Source organism: Falsiroseomonas frigidaquae, from assembly GCF_012163145.1.
GTDB classification, from domain to species: domain Bacteria; phylum Pseudomonadota; class Alphaproteobacteria; order Acetobacterales; family Acetobacteraceae; genus Falsiroseomonas; species Falsiroseomonas frigidaquae.
Window position 1 is genome coordinate 1 of sequence record NZ_JAAVTX010000015.1, and the last position, 13,709, is coordinate 13,709.

A 13,709-nucleotide genomic window follows, 5' to 3' on the forward strand; every position below is an offset into this window, starting at 1 on the left:
GCGCTATCGGGGTAACCTGGGAGCATGGGGCACAATGCAGCGGCGAGGCGAATGTCTCGATTGAGCGGAACGGGCCTAACGGCACCTTCGCTGAGGACAGAGCAATGTCGGGCGGGCAGGCTTACCAACAGGCCCCAAAGGCATCTTGATGGAAAAGAACTATTTTCTCGATATAAGACGTCAAAAAACGCTGGAAAAAGCGTGGCTTGCTATACAGCGAAATGCTCGATCCTCCAAGTCTGAGGACACACGAAACGAGGTTGCCGCTTTCGCATCCGATCTACAAAATAACCTAAGAAGAATTAGCCGGCATCTGCAAAAAGGAACGTTTAAGTTTCCTCCGGCAAAAGGCGTAAAAATACCCAAAGACCCGAAGGATAAAAGTATTTTTCGCCCCTTGGTGGTGGCGAAAGTGGAATCTCGCGTTGTTCAACGTGCCATACATGATGTTCTAATTACCATTCCTAAAATTCAGGTATATGTTCGCACCCCCCACAGCTTTGGCGGCGTAAAAAAGGACAAAGAGGACAATATTTCTGCCGTCCCGGCCGCAATTCAGGCAGTATTAGATGCTATCGGTAACGGAGGAAAGTTCATCATCCGTTCAGATATAACGAGCTTCTTTACTAAAATACCCAAATCATCTGTGACTCGCATCGTTTCTGATGCTGTGCAGATGGACGGCTTTATGGACATATTTTCCAAGGCAATTGCTGTTGAGCTGGAGAATATGGCTCAACTTAGAGAGTCCGCAAAAGCATTTCCAATTGAAGACATTGGCGTAGCCCAAGGGAATTCTTTATCTCCACTTTTGGGGAACATCATCCTGTACGACTTCGACAAAGAATTAAACAAAGATAAGGACGTTAGGTGCATAAGATACATAGACGATTTTATTATAATAGCACCCAACAAAAGTGTAGCCGAGAACGCATACAGCAAGGCCCTTCATATCCTCAAAGGCCTTGGCATGGATACGTCGCACAAAAAAACTATGAAGGCGTCCGTGACTGCGGGGTTTGATTTCTTGGGCATTGAATTAGTCAATGGCTTCATCAGACCGAGCAGCAAATCCCAAGCGCGCATGATTGCGTCTGTCGAAAAGACAATTCAGGAAAGCAAACGAGTTTTTCGATCGACGCGGAAGACCGGAGAAGTAGGCAAGAACGAATCTCTCCTTAAAACCCTCAACAAAATTAGCGGAATTATGCAGGGGTGGGGGAAGCATTATAAATTTTGCAATGATAGAGAATGCTTGCGCCGACTGGACGAAAGAATTCTGTCGCTCATCAGGGAATATTTGGCGGCCTATCGTGATGAAGTATCCATCAGCACTGATTCCCGAAAATGGAACCTGCTCGGAATAGAGGCTATCTCGCAGATTGAGCTGACGTCTTTTGCATGGCCAAAATCTGCGCCGCCTATTTTACCTGCTTCAGTTATAAATAGTTCTGTAGAAGCAGATCAAGATTCCCGCACTCCGCCTTGGGAATAATTTTTGGAAAGTCGGGAAATCGTCGCCTGGCTCACGTTGTAGCTGGCCGCCAGCTCCTTGAGCGTTGCGCCGTCGCGGCGGCGTTGCCGGGCCTCTGCGGCCTGCTGGGCGGTCAGGGCAGACGGGCGGCCCATATGCTGCCCGCGCGTCTTGGCACGGCTCCTGCCCTCTGCCGTGCGCACCCTGATAAGATCCCGCTCCACGTCGGCCAGGCCGCCCAGCACGGCGAGCATGAGGCGGCCGGTGCTGGTGGCGCTGTCAGCCCACGGCTCGGCCAGTGACCGGAACTGCCCGCCGGCGTCCACGATGCTTCTGACGATCGAGAATAGGTCGAAGGTGGAGCGCGCCAGGCGGTCTATCCGGGTGACGGTCACCACGTCGCCGGCGTCCAGGCGCTTCAGCATGCGTTGCAGCTCGCGCCGCTCGACCTTCGCGCCGGTCGCCTTCTCCCGGTAGATGGTGGCGCAGCCCGCCGCCTTCAGCTCATCAAGCTGGGCGTCGAGGGTCTGGCCATAGGTGCTGACGCGGGCGTAGCCGATGGCGCGGTTTTGGGGGTCAGTTTCGGTCATATCTTTTGCAAAGCGTAACTCATTGGAGACGTTGGCTCCAGAGAAATTTGCAAAAGTCTTAATTTATGCAACGCACAACAGACGGTCATCGTCCGTCATATTGCTCATCGCTAATCGGGGTACCTGGCGTCGAATTTCCGCTACTGTTGGGAACACAGGTGACGTGAGATGATGACGCGTCCAAGTAGGAAAATATGCATGCTGTTCCACACCATGGTCGGGTCCAACGACATTGATCGGTCCAAGCGCTTTTACGACACCGTCCTCGGCACCCTTGGGGTGGGAGAAGCGACGCTGAACGTGGCCGATAGTGGTCATACCCGGCTTATCTACAGTGGTCAGGATGGTACCGCCTTTATCGTCACTCAGCCCATCAACGACGAGCCTGCAACCGTCGCCAATGGTGGCACCGTTGCGTTCCAGTGCAACTCGCCTGAGCAGGTAAAGCAGTTTCACGATGTTGCGGTAGCGTCCGGCGGTACGTCGATAGAGGCTCCCCCCGGACCCCGGGAGACAGCTTCCATGGGCACGATCGAGCTAGCTTACGTTCGTGATCCTGATGGCAATAAGCTTTGCGGCATTCACTTCCCAAAGTGATTTCACAAAGATTACTAACTAATAGCCAGCTTCCATAATGGTGGTTATCACGCACGCACAGACGACGCTCTGGCGTGTCAAAGATGCTCGGGGAGGTCCATGCGCTGATGCAGCACGCGGACGATGTTGAGCGTCCCGGCGTCCATGAAGCGGAAGAACAGGACATGCGATCCGACAGCCGCTTTCCGGTACCCGGCTCGGATGTCATCAGCCGGGCGGCTGGTCTTAGTCCCTGCCGCAAGCTGCTGGCAGGCGTCGCGGATCGCCAGCACGTAGCGCTCAGCCTGTTCGTCGCCCCATCTCTCGGCGGTGTAGTCCCAGATACTGGCTATGTCGGCCTGAGCGGCAGGAGATAGGACGAAACCGTTCATTCCGGATGGGGCTGACGTCTGCGGGCCACGAAGGCGTCGAAGTCGAAAGAGGTTGGAGGGCCTGACTCTTCTCCCTCGATCAGCGCGGCGCGGAGCGCTCGCAATGCGCTCTCGCGTTCCTCCAACAGTCGCAAGCCTGCCCGCACAACGTCACTGGCAGACCCATACCGACCACCCTGCACCTGCTGGTCGATGAAGCTGGCGAAGTGATCGCCTAGCGAAATGGATGTGTTGCGGGACATAGCTTTGGCCTCCTCATGTACCAGTATATACCAAATTTTGGTACGGCGCCACTGGTCGCAGAGCGCTCAGCCAATTTGCAGAAGTCTTGATTTATGCACTAAGGCTCAGGACGAAATGAGGAAAGTGCTTGCTTCGGCTCTGGTATTCATAATCTTGCTAGAGCAAGGAGTCCTTCAGTGAGCAATCTGCACGATATTCTTTATGGCATGGCCGCCGTTCTCACAGCGGTAGCAACCCTGATACGCGAACTGCGTCGCCGGCCGCCTCCGAAGTCCTGATTTTGTACGGAGCACACTTCAAAACCAATCCACGACGCATACCCCCTCGGGGGGCTGTCTGCCCCCCGAACCCCCCGAGGATACAGGGCTCAAAAATGATGGTTCTTTTGAAATGACCTGGTAGAATGCGAGCGCGGAACCCAGGGATGGATAGTCCGCGCTCGGAAATGACGGCCAGTCTTCAACAGGGCTGGTCGTTTCTCGTTATTGCCCTTGCCGGTCACCCCGCAGCGCTTCAAGCCAGGCTTGCCTGGGCATTTGCGTTCTCATACATGCCTTCTTCCTTTAGAAAGCTGTCGAAAGACGATCCGATATAGGGGTTCTTCGGGGCCATAATTTCCTACTTGGTGAGCGACCTCGCATAAGTTTCCAGGACGGCGTTCATGCGCGTCTGGTAGCCCTTGCCCTGTGCCTGGAAGGCTTCAAGAACAGACTGCTTGACGCGTAGCGTCACAGACTTTGTGCGATCTGGTTGCACGAGCTGCGCGTTCTTCCAGAAGTTCTCGTCCAGCTCTGGGATGTCGCTGTAATCGATCTGATCGTCGCGACGCGCGGCTAACTCTTCCAGCCTTTTTTTATCGATGGTCATTGTATAGTTTCCTTTCCCGGCGGCTCGCCAATCTCGCCGATATAATTCGGGTCGTCCCGTTGCGGTCTGTATGCACCACAGCAACAGCGACAAGGCCTCGGATCAACCCGATGCTGATTGTTCGCGTCTCTCCGTAATCGAGCCGTCCGTCTATCCAGGACAAAATATCGCCGTCAAAAATCAGGATGGCTTCTTCGAAGCTGATCCCGTGTTTTATAAGGTTCGCGGCGCTTTTCTCTTCGTCCCACTCAAACATCTATAATTCAGACTACTACAATTTGTATGTACATGTCAAGATTTCCCGCTTTGCGGCCTCGTAGACAAAACTGATACCCGTCTGGGTGCCGGTCATGACCAATCCTTCCCTATCCCTAAGCACGTTCCTTGTTCGGCCCCGCCGGAGGCGAGAGAACCATGTTCCTCGTCCCGACCATGCATCAGCATCACCGGTCGCGCGCAGCGGAAGTCAAACCCTCGGCCGTAGGCCGACCGCGTAGCGGCGCGGAGCCACGCGCAGCCCGTAGGGCGAGCATGGCGAGCGGGGTTGACGGAGCGAGCACGTCGGTATGATCGCGCATGGTCGGGATGGGGCGGAGCCCCAGACCTTTAAAAAAAGCTTATCGGGCGTAGCCTGATTCCGATCTGCCCCGGAACAACAATAACAGGGGCCTATCGACACTTGCGCCCCAAAATGACAGTAGAACGCTTCCCCTCGAGTTTTCCCCGTTTTCCCGCACCAACTATAGGATACTATAGGAATCTACATATATAGGTTTACGTACCAATGTGCCCGTGCCTTTACGTACCAATGTGCCCGTGACTGGCGTACCAAAGTGCCCGTGGATAAGTGATTCAATACACTCGTTTTGTGGATAACTTTGCCTCGCCTGCGCGGTGTCTGTTGCGCTGCGGCCCCCTCTTCCGGCAGCGTGGCCGGGAAGAGGGTAAGACTCGTGTTCAACGATCAGCGCAAACGCACCAAGCAAGGCCGGCCAGCCGTCTCCGGTTTGACGCTGATTCAAAGCCGTATCATCGACACGGCCGGCCGTTTGGCCGACGCCCCGTCCGAAATCACCTACCAGCATTCGATTCTCTGCCAGACCGCCTTGCCCTACCGCGATCCTGGCGCAGAGGTGCGTGACTGGAAGCGCCGGCAAGGCAACGCCGCCCTGCTCATCGAGGCCGGCCGTGCCCTTGATCCGGAATCCGGGGAGTGGGTCCAGCTCGGCCTGCCTTGGGGTCCCAAGGCAAGACTGATCATGATGCACCTAAACAGTGAGGCCATTCGCACCAGGTCGGCAGAGGTGGACGTAGGCGACAGCCTGACGCAGTTCGTCAAACGTCTGGGCCTCGATGATGGCGGGCGGACCGTCCGCAGCATCAAGGACCAAGTGGGCGCACTCTCGGCCGCGCTGATCCGCATGGCCTTCACCGGACCGCAGGGAAGCTTCCAGATCGATGCCAAGGTAGTGAGCGGCTTCGACCTGTGGTTTCCAAAGGACGGCCGGCAACGCGTCCTATGGCCGTCCACGGTGCAGCTCTCGGCCGACTATTTCGCCAGCCTGCAAGCCCACGCCGTCCCGCTTGATGAGAACGCTGTGGCGGCCCTCACTCACTCGGCCATGGCCCTCGATATTTACGCCTGGCTTTCGCAACGGCTGCACCGCATCCCTGCTCCCGGCCGCCACTTCATCCCCTGGCCTTTGGTCAAGGAACAATTCGGCCCGGATCACAAGAGCCTGCCAAAGTTTCGTCAGGTGTTCGTAGTGGCCCTGCGTCAAGTCTGCACAGTATACCCGGCTGCCAAACTGGACATAACCGGCGAAGGAATGTTCCTTTACGCTTCGCCGCCTCCCATAGCAAAAAAACAGTTCCTAGGCATAGGATCGAAAAAATAAATGTCCGCAACAGCAGAGGGAATGAGAAATGGAAGGCACCTTAAATCGCCTGCGTAAGCTCCGGATCGCAGATTGGGCTCTGGCGAGATGGCACCCACTTGTTCCCTATAAACTAAAGGAACTGCCTTTCTCAATCTATATCGACCCCCTTAGAAATACCCAAGAATTGTTTACCCGATCATATGCTGTGGAAGAGGAAGTGCAGCAATGCCTCCTTGGCTTAATCGATCAAATTGAATTCCGGCATTTTTTCGATATTGGCGCAAATATTGGATTTTATACTTGGCTTGTGCACGCTAAATCACCGGGTACGACTTGCCATCTTTTCGAGCCAGACCGGCACAATGTCCGGATATTGTCAAAAACGGCAAAGAGGCTTGGAGCAAAGAATTTAATTATTAACGAACTGGCTGTCGGCGATCACAGTGGGAAGGTCGATTTTTTTGCGGATAATGTCACAGGAAAAACCGGCAGCACAACACTTGTGTATGCGGGAAAGAATTACTCGGAAAACTTTTTTTCACAAAGCAGAGATGTGAGTCCTGTGCAGGGCGTGACCTTGGACTCCTATACACAATCCTTGTCTGGTCCTTTCTTGATCAAATGTGATGTGGAAGGCACAGAAGATTTGATAATTTCAGGCGGCCTCAACTTCATAAGGAAAAACAAACCTCACATAATCGTTGAAATAAACCGCAATAACAAAAAAACGCTTCCGGCCTACATAAAAACCCTCGGTTATAATTTCCGGATAATATCTAAGGCTGGGATGCTTGATCAGGACTATTATTTTTATCCTGTTGATTAAGGGACAATTTCGAATTAAATGGCTTCCAGATTCCAGAAATGAATATCCATCGCCAGATTCCGTACGAAAACATTATGGCGTAAATCACTATCTCGATCTTCGATTTTTCTGCGAAAGCGCCATATATGATCACGGATACAAGCCCGAAATAGGGAATCGCGAATATAAGATTATCGTAAATTATCGCCCCTATGACGGCGCGCTGATTGAGAAAATCGACGCGAAGTTTTCCGATGTAACTCTCATAGGAGAGAACGTCCTTTAATTCGACTGCAAGAATCAATGCGAACTTCGGACGCAGCACCTGCTCTATGTACGATGCCTGTCTTGACATTCGTCCTTGCAGAAACTGCTTCAGAAGGAGTAGAGACAAAAATATCGTGGCCACGAAAGCGAGGACGAGCCGTATTTCTATATTCCGCACCAATATTCCTATGCCAGAAACGGTCGGATCGGTGAACTTCCAACCTATCAGCCCGCTTATGCCGGCAATCACTGTGACAGCCATTGTATTGACCGCCTGCAACTGGGTATTTAATAGCCCTATTTCTGTATATCGAGCTTTTAGCTCTTCCAACGCCAAAGAGAACTGCAGTTCTGGGCTTTTTTCTGCTGACACTGGCATGGAATGTCGTGTCTCCCGTGATCGTGCTAGAAGAGGCACGCAGGCTTAAAAACGGCAATACCGAAACGAAACAATGCTTAAATTCAATCGCTCCTACCGCATGCCCGCCCCCCTGCCCCGCTGCATGCTGCGCGTGATGCCCTGACTTTGCTGGCGGCTGCGTCGGCCGATTTCTTCCAGCACGTCCCAGCCCTCGATCTTTTCCCGCAGCGGCGCGAAGGCGGCTTTGCGCTCGGCGTTGCGCCGCGCCCATGCCGCTTTCAGCTCTGCCTGCTGCTTGGCCTGCACCTCCCGCAGCAAGGCGCATTCCTTGAGGAAGTCCTTGCGGAGCTGGTCGGCCTTTTCCTTCGTCTGCTGCCGGATATGCTCCTGCTGCCGGCGTTCGGCGGCGCGCGCCTTGGCGGCCAGATCACGCCGGCCCCGCTCCTGCTTTCGGCCCAGGGTGTTGGTCCGCTCCGTCTTGCTGACGACGCCCCATAGCAGCGCCATGGGGCTGACCTGGCCGATGTCGCGCCGGCGCAGCTCGCGGGCGGTCTGGGCCATGTTCCAGACCTTGCCCAGAACCGACGACTCCCGCCCTTCGAAGGCGCTGCGCTCCGCAAGCTGCTGGCGGAACAGCTCACGCCATTGCGGCCGGTAGGCCTCCTTGACCGCGTCCTTGCGCTGTTCCTTCCGCTCATCGGCGCGGCCGTACAGCTTGGCCTTGGCGTCCCGGTAGGTGCGTTTCACGCCCTCCCATTGCTTGGTGTGGGCCTCGTGCATCGACCGGCCGAAGGCGGCGAGCTGCGCGTCCTGCTGGGCCTGCTCGACCTTGGTGAAAGTCGTGGTGATGCTGTCGTTGGCAACGGCCTTAGCGAATTCATGGGTGGGCCGGGCAATGCGGGAATCGCGGACATATTCGCCCTCAAGCCGCTTGGCCTGGTTGGCCTCCCGCTCGGGGCAGAAGATCTTCCCGTGCTTTTGCTCATAGGCCAGGGCCCATTCCGACAGGATGAGCTTCGATTTCGAGAGGGTTGCCGCCTTCCCTTCCGATGGATGGACGCGGTTGACGATGACGTGGACGTGGGGGTGCGGCTCGTCATTGTGGCAGACGATCAGCGCCTGGTGCTCCGCCAAGCCAAGGAGATGCAGCGTCTCTTTCGCGGCTTCGATCTGCTGCGCCTGGGTCGGCTCCTCGCTCGGGTGCCAGGACAGCGAGTAGGCCGTGAGGGGCTTGGTCAGCTTCCGGCCGGTGCTCTTCACCCCTGCCGCCGCTTTCAGCTCGTCGGCCTTCATCGCGGTCGTGGCCATCATCCGCCAGGCGCGGTCGGAATCCTCGGTCGGTAAATTGACGGTGTGCGTCCAGGCAACTCGGTCCGAGGTCAGCCGCTCAGCTTCGCCGTCCTGGCGCTTGTCGTGCAGATAGTAGAGGGCCGCGCCTTTAAAGCTGCGGCCCCCGTTCGTCAGCGCCGGGACCATAGAACCCATCCAACAATGCGGTGATGCGGGTCGCCAGCTCCTCGATGCTGTGAGGCAAGAGGCGGCCGGCGTTGGCGGTGCGAGTGAGCTGGTTGAGGTTGACGCCGATCGGCATCAGGGCGGCGGCCAGGCTGGCCATGGCCTGCGTCTGGGTGTCGAGAGGCGGCAGGCGGTAGCCCAGGGCCCGCCGGCGCATAAACTCCGCCACGGTGAGCCCTAGAGCCCCGGCCGACCGTTCGAGTTCGGCCCGCTCGCCCGACGTCAGACGGACGGCCAGGAGGTCGTCGCGTCGGTCTACGGGGGCTTTCTTCGGGCGGGACATGGTTCTCGGTGCGCCGTGCTTTCATGGCCCTCTCGGGCCGTTGGGGGAGTTCAGAGGGGGGACATTCCCGCCCTCTGACCAGAGTTTTTGTGTAACAAAAACACATCTGGCTAACCATACACTTTCTGCTGACTAACCCGCCATGAACGTCGGATTTCCTTGGCTCGATGTGACCCTAACGGGTGACCCTTACCCTCGGCTTACCCCTGCCCTAACCCCTCCAGCCGAACAGGTTTTGCCACAGGCTTCGAGGGGCTGGTTCTACTGGTGGTGCTGGTGATGATGGCGGCGCGGCCTGTTCTGCCCTGGCTCTTTGGTCAGTCAGGATCGCCGTAAGCCGCCGCCGGTCCTCTCCCTCCCGGTCGAGCCGGCTACGCAGGTCTTCGATCTGGTCAGTGAGTTGCCGCCGCTCGCGTTCGCGCTCGGCCTTCTCGGTGGCTAACTGTTCACGCAACCCGTTAGCTTCACTCTCGGCTAACTGGGGGTTAGCTGTTTGGGAAACCCCCGTTAGCGTCGCGTCATTTGATGGGTTGCCTTCCCCGTTGCCCTTGCCGTGCTGGGGGTAAGCCCGGAACAGCTCTGCCGCCTGGATGCTGTAGGAACCGTCCGGCTTGCGTTCAGCAGAAATCCGCCCGCTGCTGATCGCTTTCGACAAGGATGGCTTGCTGACGCCGGCGGCTTTGGCGGCCTCGCCAAGGGTAAATGTGTGGGGTTGCCCAGGGATAAATTCGCTCATGAGGCTAACCCTACCATGCAACCCCCTGCCCCGCCTGCATCTTTTTCAGGCAACTGGTTAGTTTACCCCCAACTTTTACACCTAGCTAACCCCCTTAAAAGACCAGGCTAACCTCCTGAAATGGCGCTAGGAAGGGCAGGCGAGGGGCAAGAGGCGTGCCGAAAGCCCCACGGCGGTGCCGCAGGGCTTCCAGGCAGGGCGGCTATGCGGCCGGACGGTCCTTGGCGGGGAGGATCACCAGGCGCGGGTTGGCGAACCCGGCGAGCTGGGGAAGGGGCTTACGGATCGCTCCGGACAGGCCGCCTTTCCGCGTGGGCCAGAGGCCGGTCAACTCCGTCCAGATGGGGTCGCCCCCGGTCGTGTTGTCCAGCACCAGCCAGGCGCGATAGCCGGGCCGTTCGGCGTTTCCCTCGGGCTTTGCTTCGGTCTTCGTGTCGGTTTGAGTTTTGGTGAACATGGTTTTTCTCCTTTGGTTATTGGGCTGACCCTATGCCAGCCAATGCCAGGGCAAGTGCCGGGGGCACGGACGGGGTCAAGGAGGCTCCGCCCGAGGGCTCCCGCTTGCGGGATACGGGTGGATGCCTTGACCCCATAGTCCGGGTTTACGGCATGCTCCTGGTCATGGCTGGGATAGGAGGCTGTCCCGATCCAAGGAGGGAAACCCTCACTAAAACTCAAACCGACACGAAGACGCTAAGGCCGCCGTTGGGGGAAGATGCGAATGGTGGCGTCGTCGTCTGGCGGGGCAGGGGACGGCCGTGGGGGCGTCGCCGGCGGTGAAGGGGGCGGATGATGATAGGCCGGGCGGGAAGTCGGCCTGGAGCGATCCTCCATGGCCTTCTCCACCGCCTCGCGCATCAGCCGCAGGGGACCGATCCACCAATGGACCGTCCAACCGTTCTGCCGGGTGAGCTTGCTGAAGACCTTCAGCGCGCCGACGTGCCAGGACAGAGCCAGGGTGCCGGCTCCGAGGACGAGCAGCAGGGCGATTTCGTGCAGGTATAGAAGATCCCCGAAGATCAGGCTGAGCCCGATCGCGCCCGCGCAGCCGGCAATCGCCATGAGGAAGAGGGGGCGGGACACCTCCACGCCCTCGATCGTGGAAAGCTGGATGGAGCGGTTGCGGGCCCGCACCATGTCCTCGGTGACGCGAAAGCGTCCGTGGCGGAAATACTCCCGCGCCTGTGCACCCTCAGACAATGGGCGCGCTCCCACAGGCGGGCGTCGTGCTCTGGACCATGGTGCCCTCTTCAAGCCGGCGGATGGTCTGGGGCGTGTAGAGGCGCAGCGTGGCCGTGAAGGTGGCCAGCTCGATCCGGTCCTTTAGCCCCTCCGACACAACGCAGCCGCAGAACTGCGCCGGCGTGGCGTGGACGATGCCGCGCCTGGCCTCACGTTCCTCCCGGTCGAACAGGGCGGCCAGGGCGCTGCGCTCCTGCTGGTAGCGTTGCTGAAGCTGCGCGCGCAGGGCAGGGGCCATCAGGCCGCCAAGCCATCCATCCATCTGGCCGCCGTAGCGATTCCGGAAGGCCGCGCCCTCCCGGCCATAGCCATCAAGGATCGTGCCTAGGATGCCGCCGAGCTGGGCCTGCGCCTGGCTGCCCGCCTGCCGCGCTAGATCCTGCATCATGATCTGAAGTTGTGCTTCGCTCTCCCGCCGCGCGGTCGCAACCTGCTCGGCCCGTACACGGCGGCCGTCTGTCACGGCGGCAGTGCAAGCCGGCATGTAGTATTTGGCGGCGAGACGGGGGCCGATGATGTCGGGGCCGATGAAGAGATAGTTGGCGGCAAACCAGATCAGCGCGCCGCCGATGAACGGTCCGATGCTTTCGACCGGGAAGAACTCATCCAGCTTGAACATCCTGGCCCTGGTCCTTTGACAAGCCGGCGCTGAAACTCCTGTCGAACCGGCGTCGCAAAGATGCTTGGTTGCTGCCAAGCATGGCAAGGGCGCAATGAATCGGGTTAGCGAGTTCGAGAGGGGATACAACCAGGCCTTTGAATTCACTCTCCAATGCATCTTTGCCGTGGGGCGCGCGGCTGCCTGGGTGTGGGAGCAGACGCCGGGCCAGTGGGAGTGGTGGTGGCGGGCTCTCCTCATTGCAGCAGTGCTGTTCATCGTCCCGCGGCTGCTTCGCCTGGTGTTCGGTCGCCTGTGGGACGCGATCCGCGGCATTCCCCGCATTTTCGGCGGCGCGCGCTTCGCCTCGGTGCGGGAGCTGCGCCGCGCCGGCCTGCTGAAACCCGGCGGGCGGTTCCTCGGCCAGTTGCGGGGCAGGGACATCTTCATGCACGGCGAAGGGCATTGCCTGACGATCGCGGCGCAGGGGTCGGGCAAGACGACGGGCCTGATTATCCCGACATTGATCACCTACCGCACCGGCTCGGTCATCGTGACCGACCCCAAGGGAGCGATCACGGCGCAAACCAGGCGGCTGCGGGGTGAATTCAGCCAGGTCGTCGTGCTGAGCCCGTGGTGCGACGAATTAAAGGGCGATCCGAACTTCGGGCTCGACCTGGGCGACAACGGATTCAACCCGTTGCAGCTCGTGGACGGGCCGGGCGCGCGAACGGCGGCGGCGACGCTCTCGGGGTTGCTGCTGCCAAGCGCGCCAGGTGCGGTCGGCAACGACGACTATTTCAAGCAGGAAGGGCGCGAGCTGCTGGAATGGGGAATGCTCTACCAGGCGGCCTTTCATGCAGACAAGCCGCGCACGCTGCCGGCGCTGCATGCCCTGATTTACAACTCTCCGCTGCTGATCAAAGAAATGCAGAAGTTGGCCGTGGACAAGTCCCTGTCCGGCGACAAGGTTTTGCTGCGGCCTGGTGCGTTCAAGTTTTCAGGGATGGCCGCCATGGGGGCGGGGGCGCAGCTCGCCGGCATTCTGGGATCGGCCGCGACGGCGCTGAAGGTATATGAAGACGGCTCGCTGCTCGCGCGGCATGTCAGCAAGGACGGGTTCAAGCTCGCGGACATCAAGGGCGAGAAGCCAATGACGGTCTATCTGATCTGCCCGCCCGAGCACCTGATCAGCGATAACCGGCAATGGCTGAACCTGACCCTCGCGCTGATCATGCAGCAGATCGGCAAGCCGGGCAGGGCGCGCGAGACGGTCCTCTTGATGGATGAGTTTCCGGCGTTCAAGTACCTGCCGAACCTGCTGCCATCGCTTGAGCAATTTCGCGAAGCCGGCCTGCGAGCGCATCTGATTGCGCAAAACCCCGGACAGATCATCCAGGAGTACGGGCAGGACGGCTTCCGGCGGTTGATGGGGGCGGCTGAATACAAGCAGTTCTTCCGTATCACCGACCCTGAGCAGGCGCGGCTACTCTCGGACTGGCTCGGCCAGACGACAGTGCGCACCGAGAACCGCAGCGCGAAGGGCGAAACCTCGACCGGCCTCGCCGGCGTGCCGCTGATCCGTCCGGAGGAGCTGAGCGGCATGCGCCGCGACCGCCAGATCCTTATACGGCCGGAGGGGCGGCCGGTGCGGGGAAACGTGCTGCCCTTCTTCCGGCGGAAGGAGTGGGCGGCGCAGGTGGAGGCTAACCCCTACAGGCCATGACTCAACACAACATCTTGCGGTTACCTGTCCAACATCGTATATAGGTGGTAATGGACTCTTGCGTTGAGCGCCTGCGCTATCGGGGTAACCTGGGAGCATGGGGCACAATGCAGCGGCGAGGCGAATGTCTCGATTGAGCGGAACGGGCCTAACG

17 protein-coding genes are annotated in these 13,709 nt (G+C 58.6%); 5 read left to right on the plus strand and 12 right to left on the minus strand.

The window, feature by feature from the left end; genetic code table 11:
* Window positions 1-148 precede the first annotated feature (148 nt).
* Complete coding sequence (locus HB662_RS28605) at window positions 149-1,495, plus strand: reverse transcriptase domain-containing protein (protein WP_168055460.1); 1,347 nt, start codon at window positions 149-151, stop codon at window positions 1,493-1,495.
* Here HB662_RS28605 and HB662_RS28610 read toward each other — a convergent pair.
* Window positions 1,465-2,064 (minus strand): recombinase family protein, encoded by a 600-nt coding sequence (locus HB662_RS28610; protein ID WP_168055461.1) that lies wholly within the window; start codon window positions 2,062-2,064, stop codon window positions 1,465-1,467. The genes HB662_RS28605 and HB662_RS28610 overlap by 31 nt on opposite strands.
* A gap of 198 nt (window positions 2,065-2,262) precedes the next feature.
* Between HB662_RS28610 and HB662_RS28615 the strand changes: the two genes are divergently transcribed.
* Window positions 2,263-2,661 carry a VOC family protein gene (locus tag HB662_RS28615; protein ID WP_168055462.1) on the plus strand — a complete coding sequence of 133 codons (399 nt, stop codon included), beginning with the start codon at window positions 2,263-2,265 and terminating at the stop codon, window positions 2,659-2,661.
* Between the two features lie 77 nt (window positions 2,662-2,738).
* Here HB662_RS28615 and HB662_RS28620 read toward each other — a convergent pair whose 3' ends face one another.
* From HB662_RS28620 to HB662_RS28635, 4 genes are all read right to left on the minus strand, one after another.
* Entirely contained in the window at window positions 2,739-3,032 is a 294-nt protein-coding gene (locus HB662_RS28620) for a type II toxin-antitoxin system RelE/ParE family toxin (RefSeq protein WP_168055463.1), read from the minus strand.
* Complete coding sequence (locus tag HB662_RS28625) at window positions 3,029-3,274, minus strand: type II toxin-antitoxin system ParD family antitoxin (protein WP_168055464.1); 246 nt, start codon at window positions 3,272-3,274, stop codon at window positions 3,029-3,031. Before HB662_RS28625 ends, HB662_RS28620 begins: the two co-directional genes overlap by 4 nt.
* 619 nt (window positions 3,275-3,893) lie before the next feature.
* On the minus strand, window positions 3,894-4,142 hold the full coding sequence (locus HB662_RS28630) for a BrnA antitoxin family protein (RefSeq protein WP_168055465.1): 249 nt from the start codon (window positions 4,140-4,142) through the stop codon (window positions 3,894-3,896).
* On the minus strand, window positions 4,129-4,398 hold the full coding sequence (locus HB662_RS28635; RefSeq protein WP_168055466.1) for a BrnT family toxin: 270 nt from the start codon (window positions 4,396-4,398) through the stop codon (window positions 4,129-4,131). The genes HB662_RS28630 and HB662_RS28635 overlap by 14 nt, the downstream gene beginning before the upstream one ends.
* Before the next feature lie 697 nt (window positions 4,399-5,095).
* On the opposite strand from HB662_RS28635, the gene HB662_RS28640 reads away from it, so the two are divergent.
* Window positions 5,096-6,040 carry a replication protein RepA gene (locus HB662_RS28640; protein WP_168055467.1) on the plus strand — a complete coding sequence of 315 codons (945 nt, stop codon included), beginning with the start codon at window positions 5,096-5,098 and terminating at the stop codon, window positions 6,038-6,040.
* A gap of 28 nt (window positions 6,041-6,068) precedes the next feature.
* Window positions 6,069-6,848 (plus strand): FkbM family methyltransferase, encoded by a 780-nt coding sequence (locus HB662_RS28645; protein ID WP_168055469.1) that lies wholly within the window; start codon window positions 6,069-6,071, stop codon window positions 6,846-6,848.
* Here the strand turns inward: HB662_RS28645 and HB662_RS28650 are convergent.
* From HB662_RS28650 to HB662_RS28680, 7 genes are all read right to left on the minus strand, one after another.
* On the minus strand, window positions 6,799-7,473 hold the full coding sequence (locus tag HB662_RS28650) for a hypothetical protein (RefSeq protein ID WP_168055471.1): 675 nt from the start codon (window positions 7,471-7,473) through the stop codon (window positions 6,799-6,801). The genes HB662_RS28645 and HB662_RS28650 overlap by 50 nt on opposite strands.
* Window positions 7,474-7,566: 93 nt before the next feature.
* On the minus strand, window positions 7,567-8,931 hold the full coding sequence (locus HB662_RS28655; protein WP_168055473.1) for a relaxase/mobilization nuclease domain-containing protein: 1,365 nt from the start codon (window positions 8,929-8,931) through the stop codon (window positions 7,567-7,569).
* Window positions 8,894-9,253: a plasmid mobilization protein gene (locus HB662_RS28660; RefSeq protein WP_168055475.1), complete on the minus strand. Its 360-nt coding sequence runs from the start codon at window positions 9,251-9,253 to the stop codon at window positions 8,894-8,896. The genes HB662_RS28655 and HB662_RS28660 overlap by 38 nt, the downstream gene beginning before the upstream one ends.
* A gap of 211 nt (window positions 9,254-9,464) precedes the next feature.
* Window positions 9,465-9,989, minus strand: coding sequence for a MerR family transcriptional regulator (locus HB662_RS28665; protein WP_168055477.1), 525 nt, complete (start codon window positions 9,987-9,989; stop codon window positions 9,465-9,467).
* A gap of 202 nt (window positions 9,990-10,191) precedes the next feature.
* The gene (locus tag HB662_RS28670) at window positions 10,192-10,446 is read right to left on the minus strand and encodes a hypothetical protein (protein ID WP_168055479.1); all 255 of its coding nucleotides are present in this window, start codon (window positions 10,444-10,446) and stop codon (window positions 10,192-10,194) included.
* 236 nt (window positions 10,447-10,682) lie between these two features.
* The gene (locus HB662_RS28675) at window positions 10,683-11,126 is read right to left on the minus strand and encodes a hypothetical protein (RefSeq protein WP_168055481.1); all 444 of its coding nucleotides are present in this window, start codon (window positions 11,124-11,126) and stop codon (window positions 10,683-10,685) included.
* Window positions 11,127-11,181: 55 nt separating this feature from the next.
* Window positions 11,182-11,850, minus strand: a complete 669-nt coding sequence (locus HB662_RS28680; protein ID WP_168055483.1) for a hypothetical protein — start codon at window positions 11,848-11,850, stop codon at window positions 11,182-11,184.
* A 64-nt stretch (window positions 11,851-11,914) separates the two neighbouring features.
* Between HB662_RS28680 and HB662_RS28685 the strand changes: the two genes are divergently transcribed.
* Window positions 11,915-13,555 (plus strand): type IV secretory system conjugative DNA transfer family protein, encoded by a 1,641-nt coding sequence (locus tag HB662_RS28685; RefSeq protein ID WP_168055485.1) that lies wholly within the window; start codon window positions 11,915-11,917, stop codon window positions 13,553-13,555.
* Window positions 13,556-13,709: the final 154 nt, after the last annotated feature.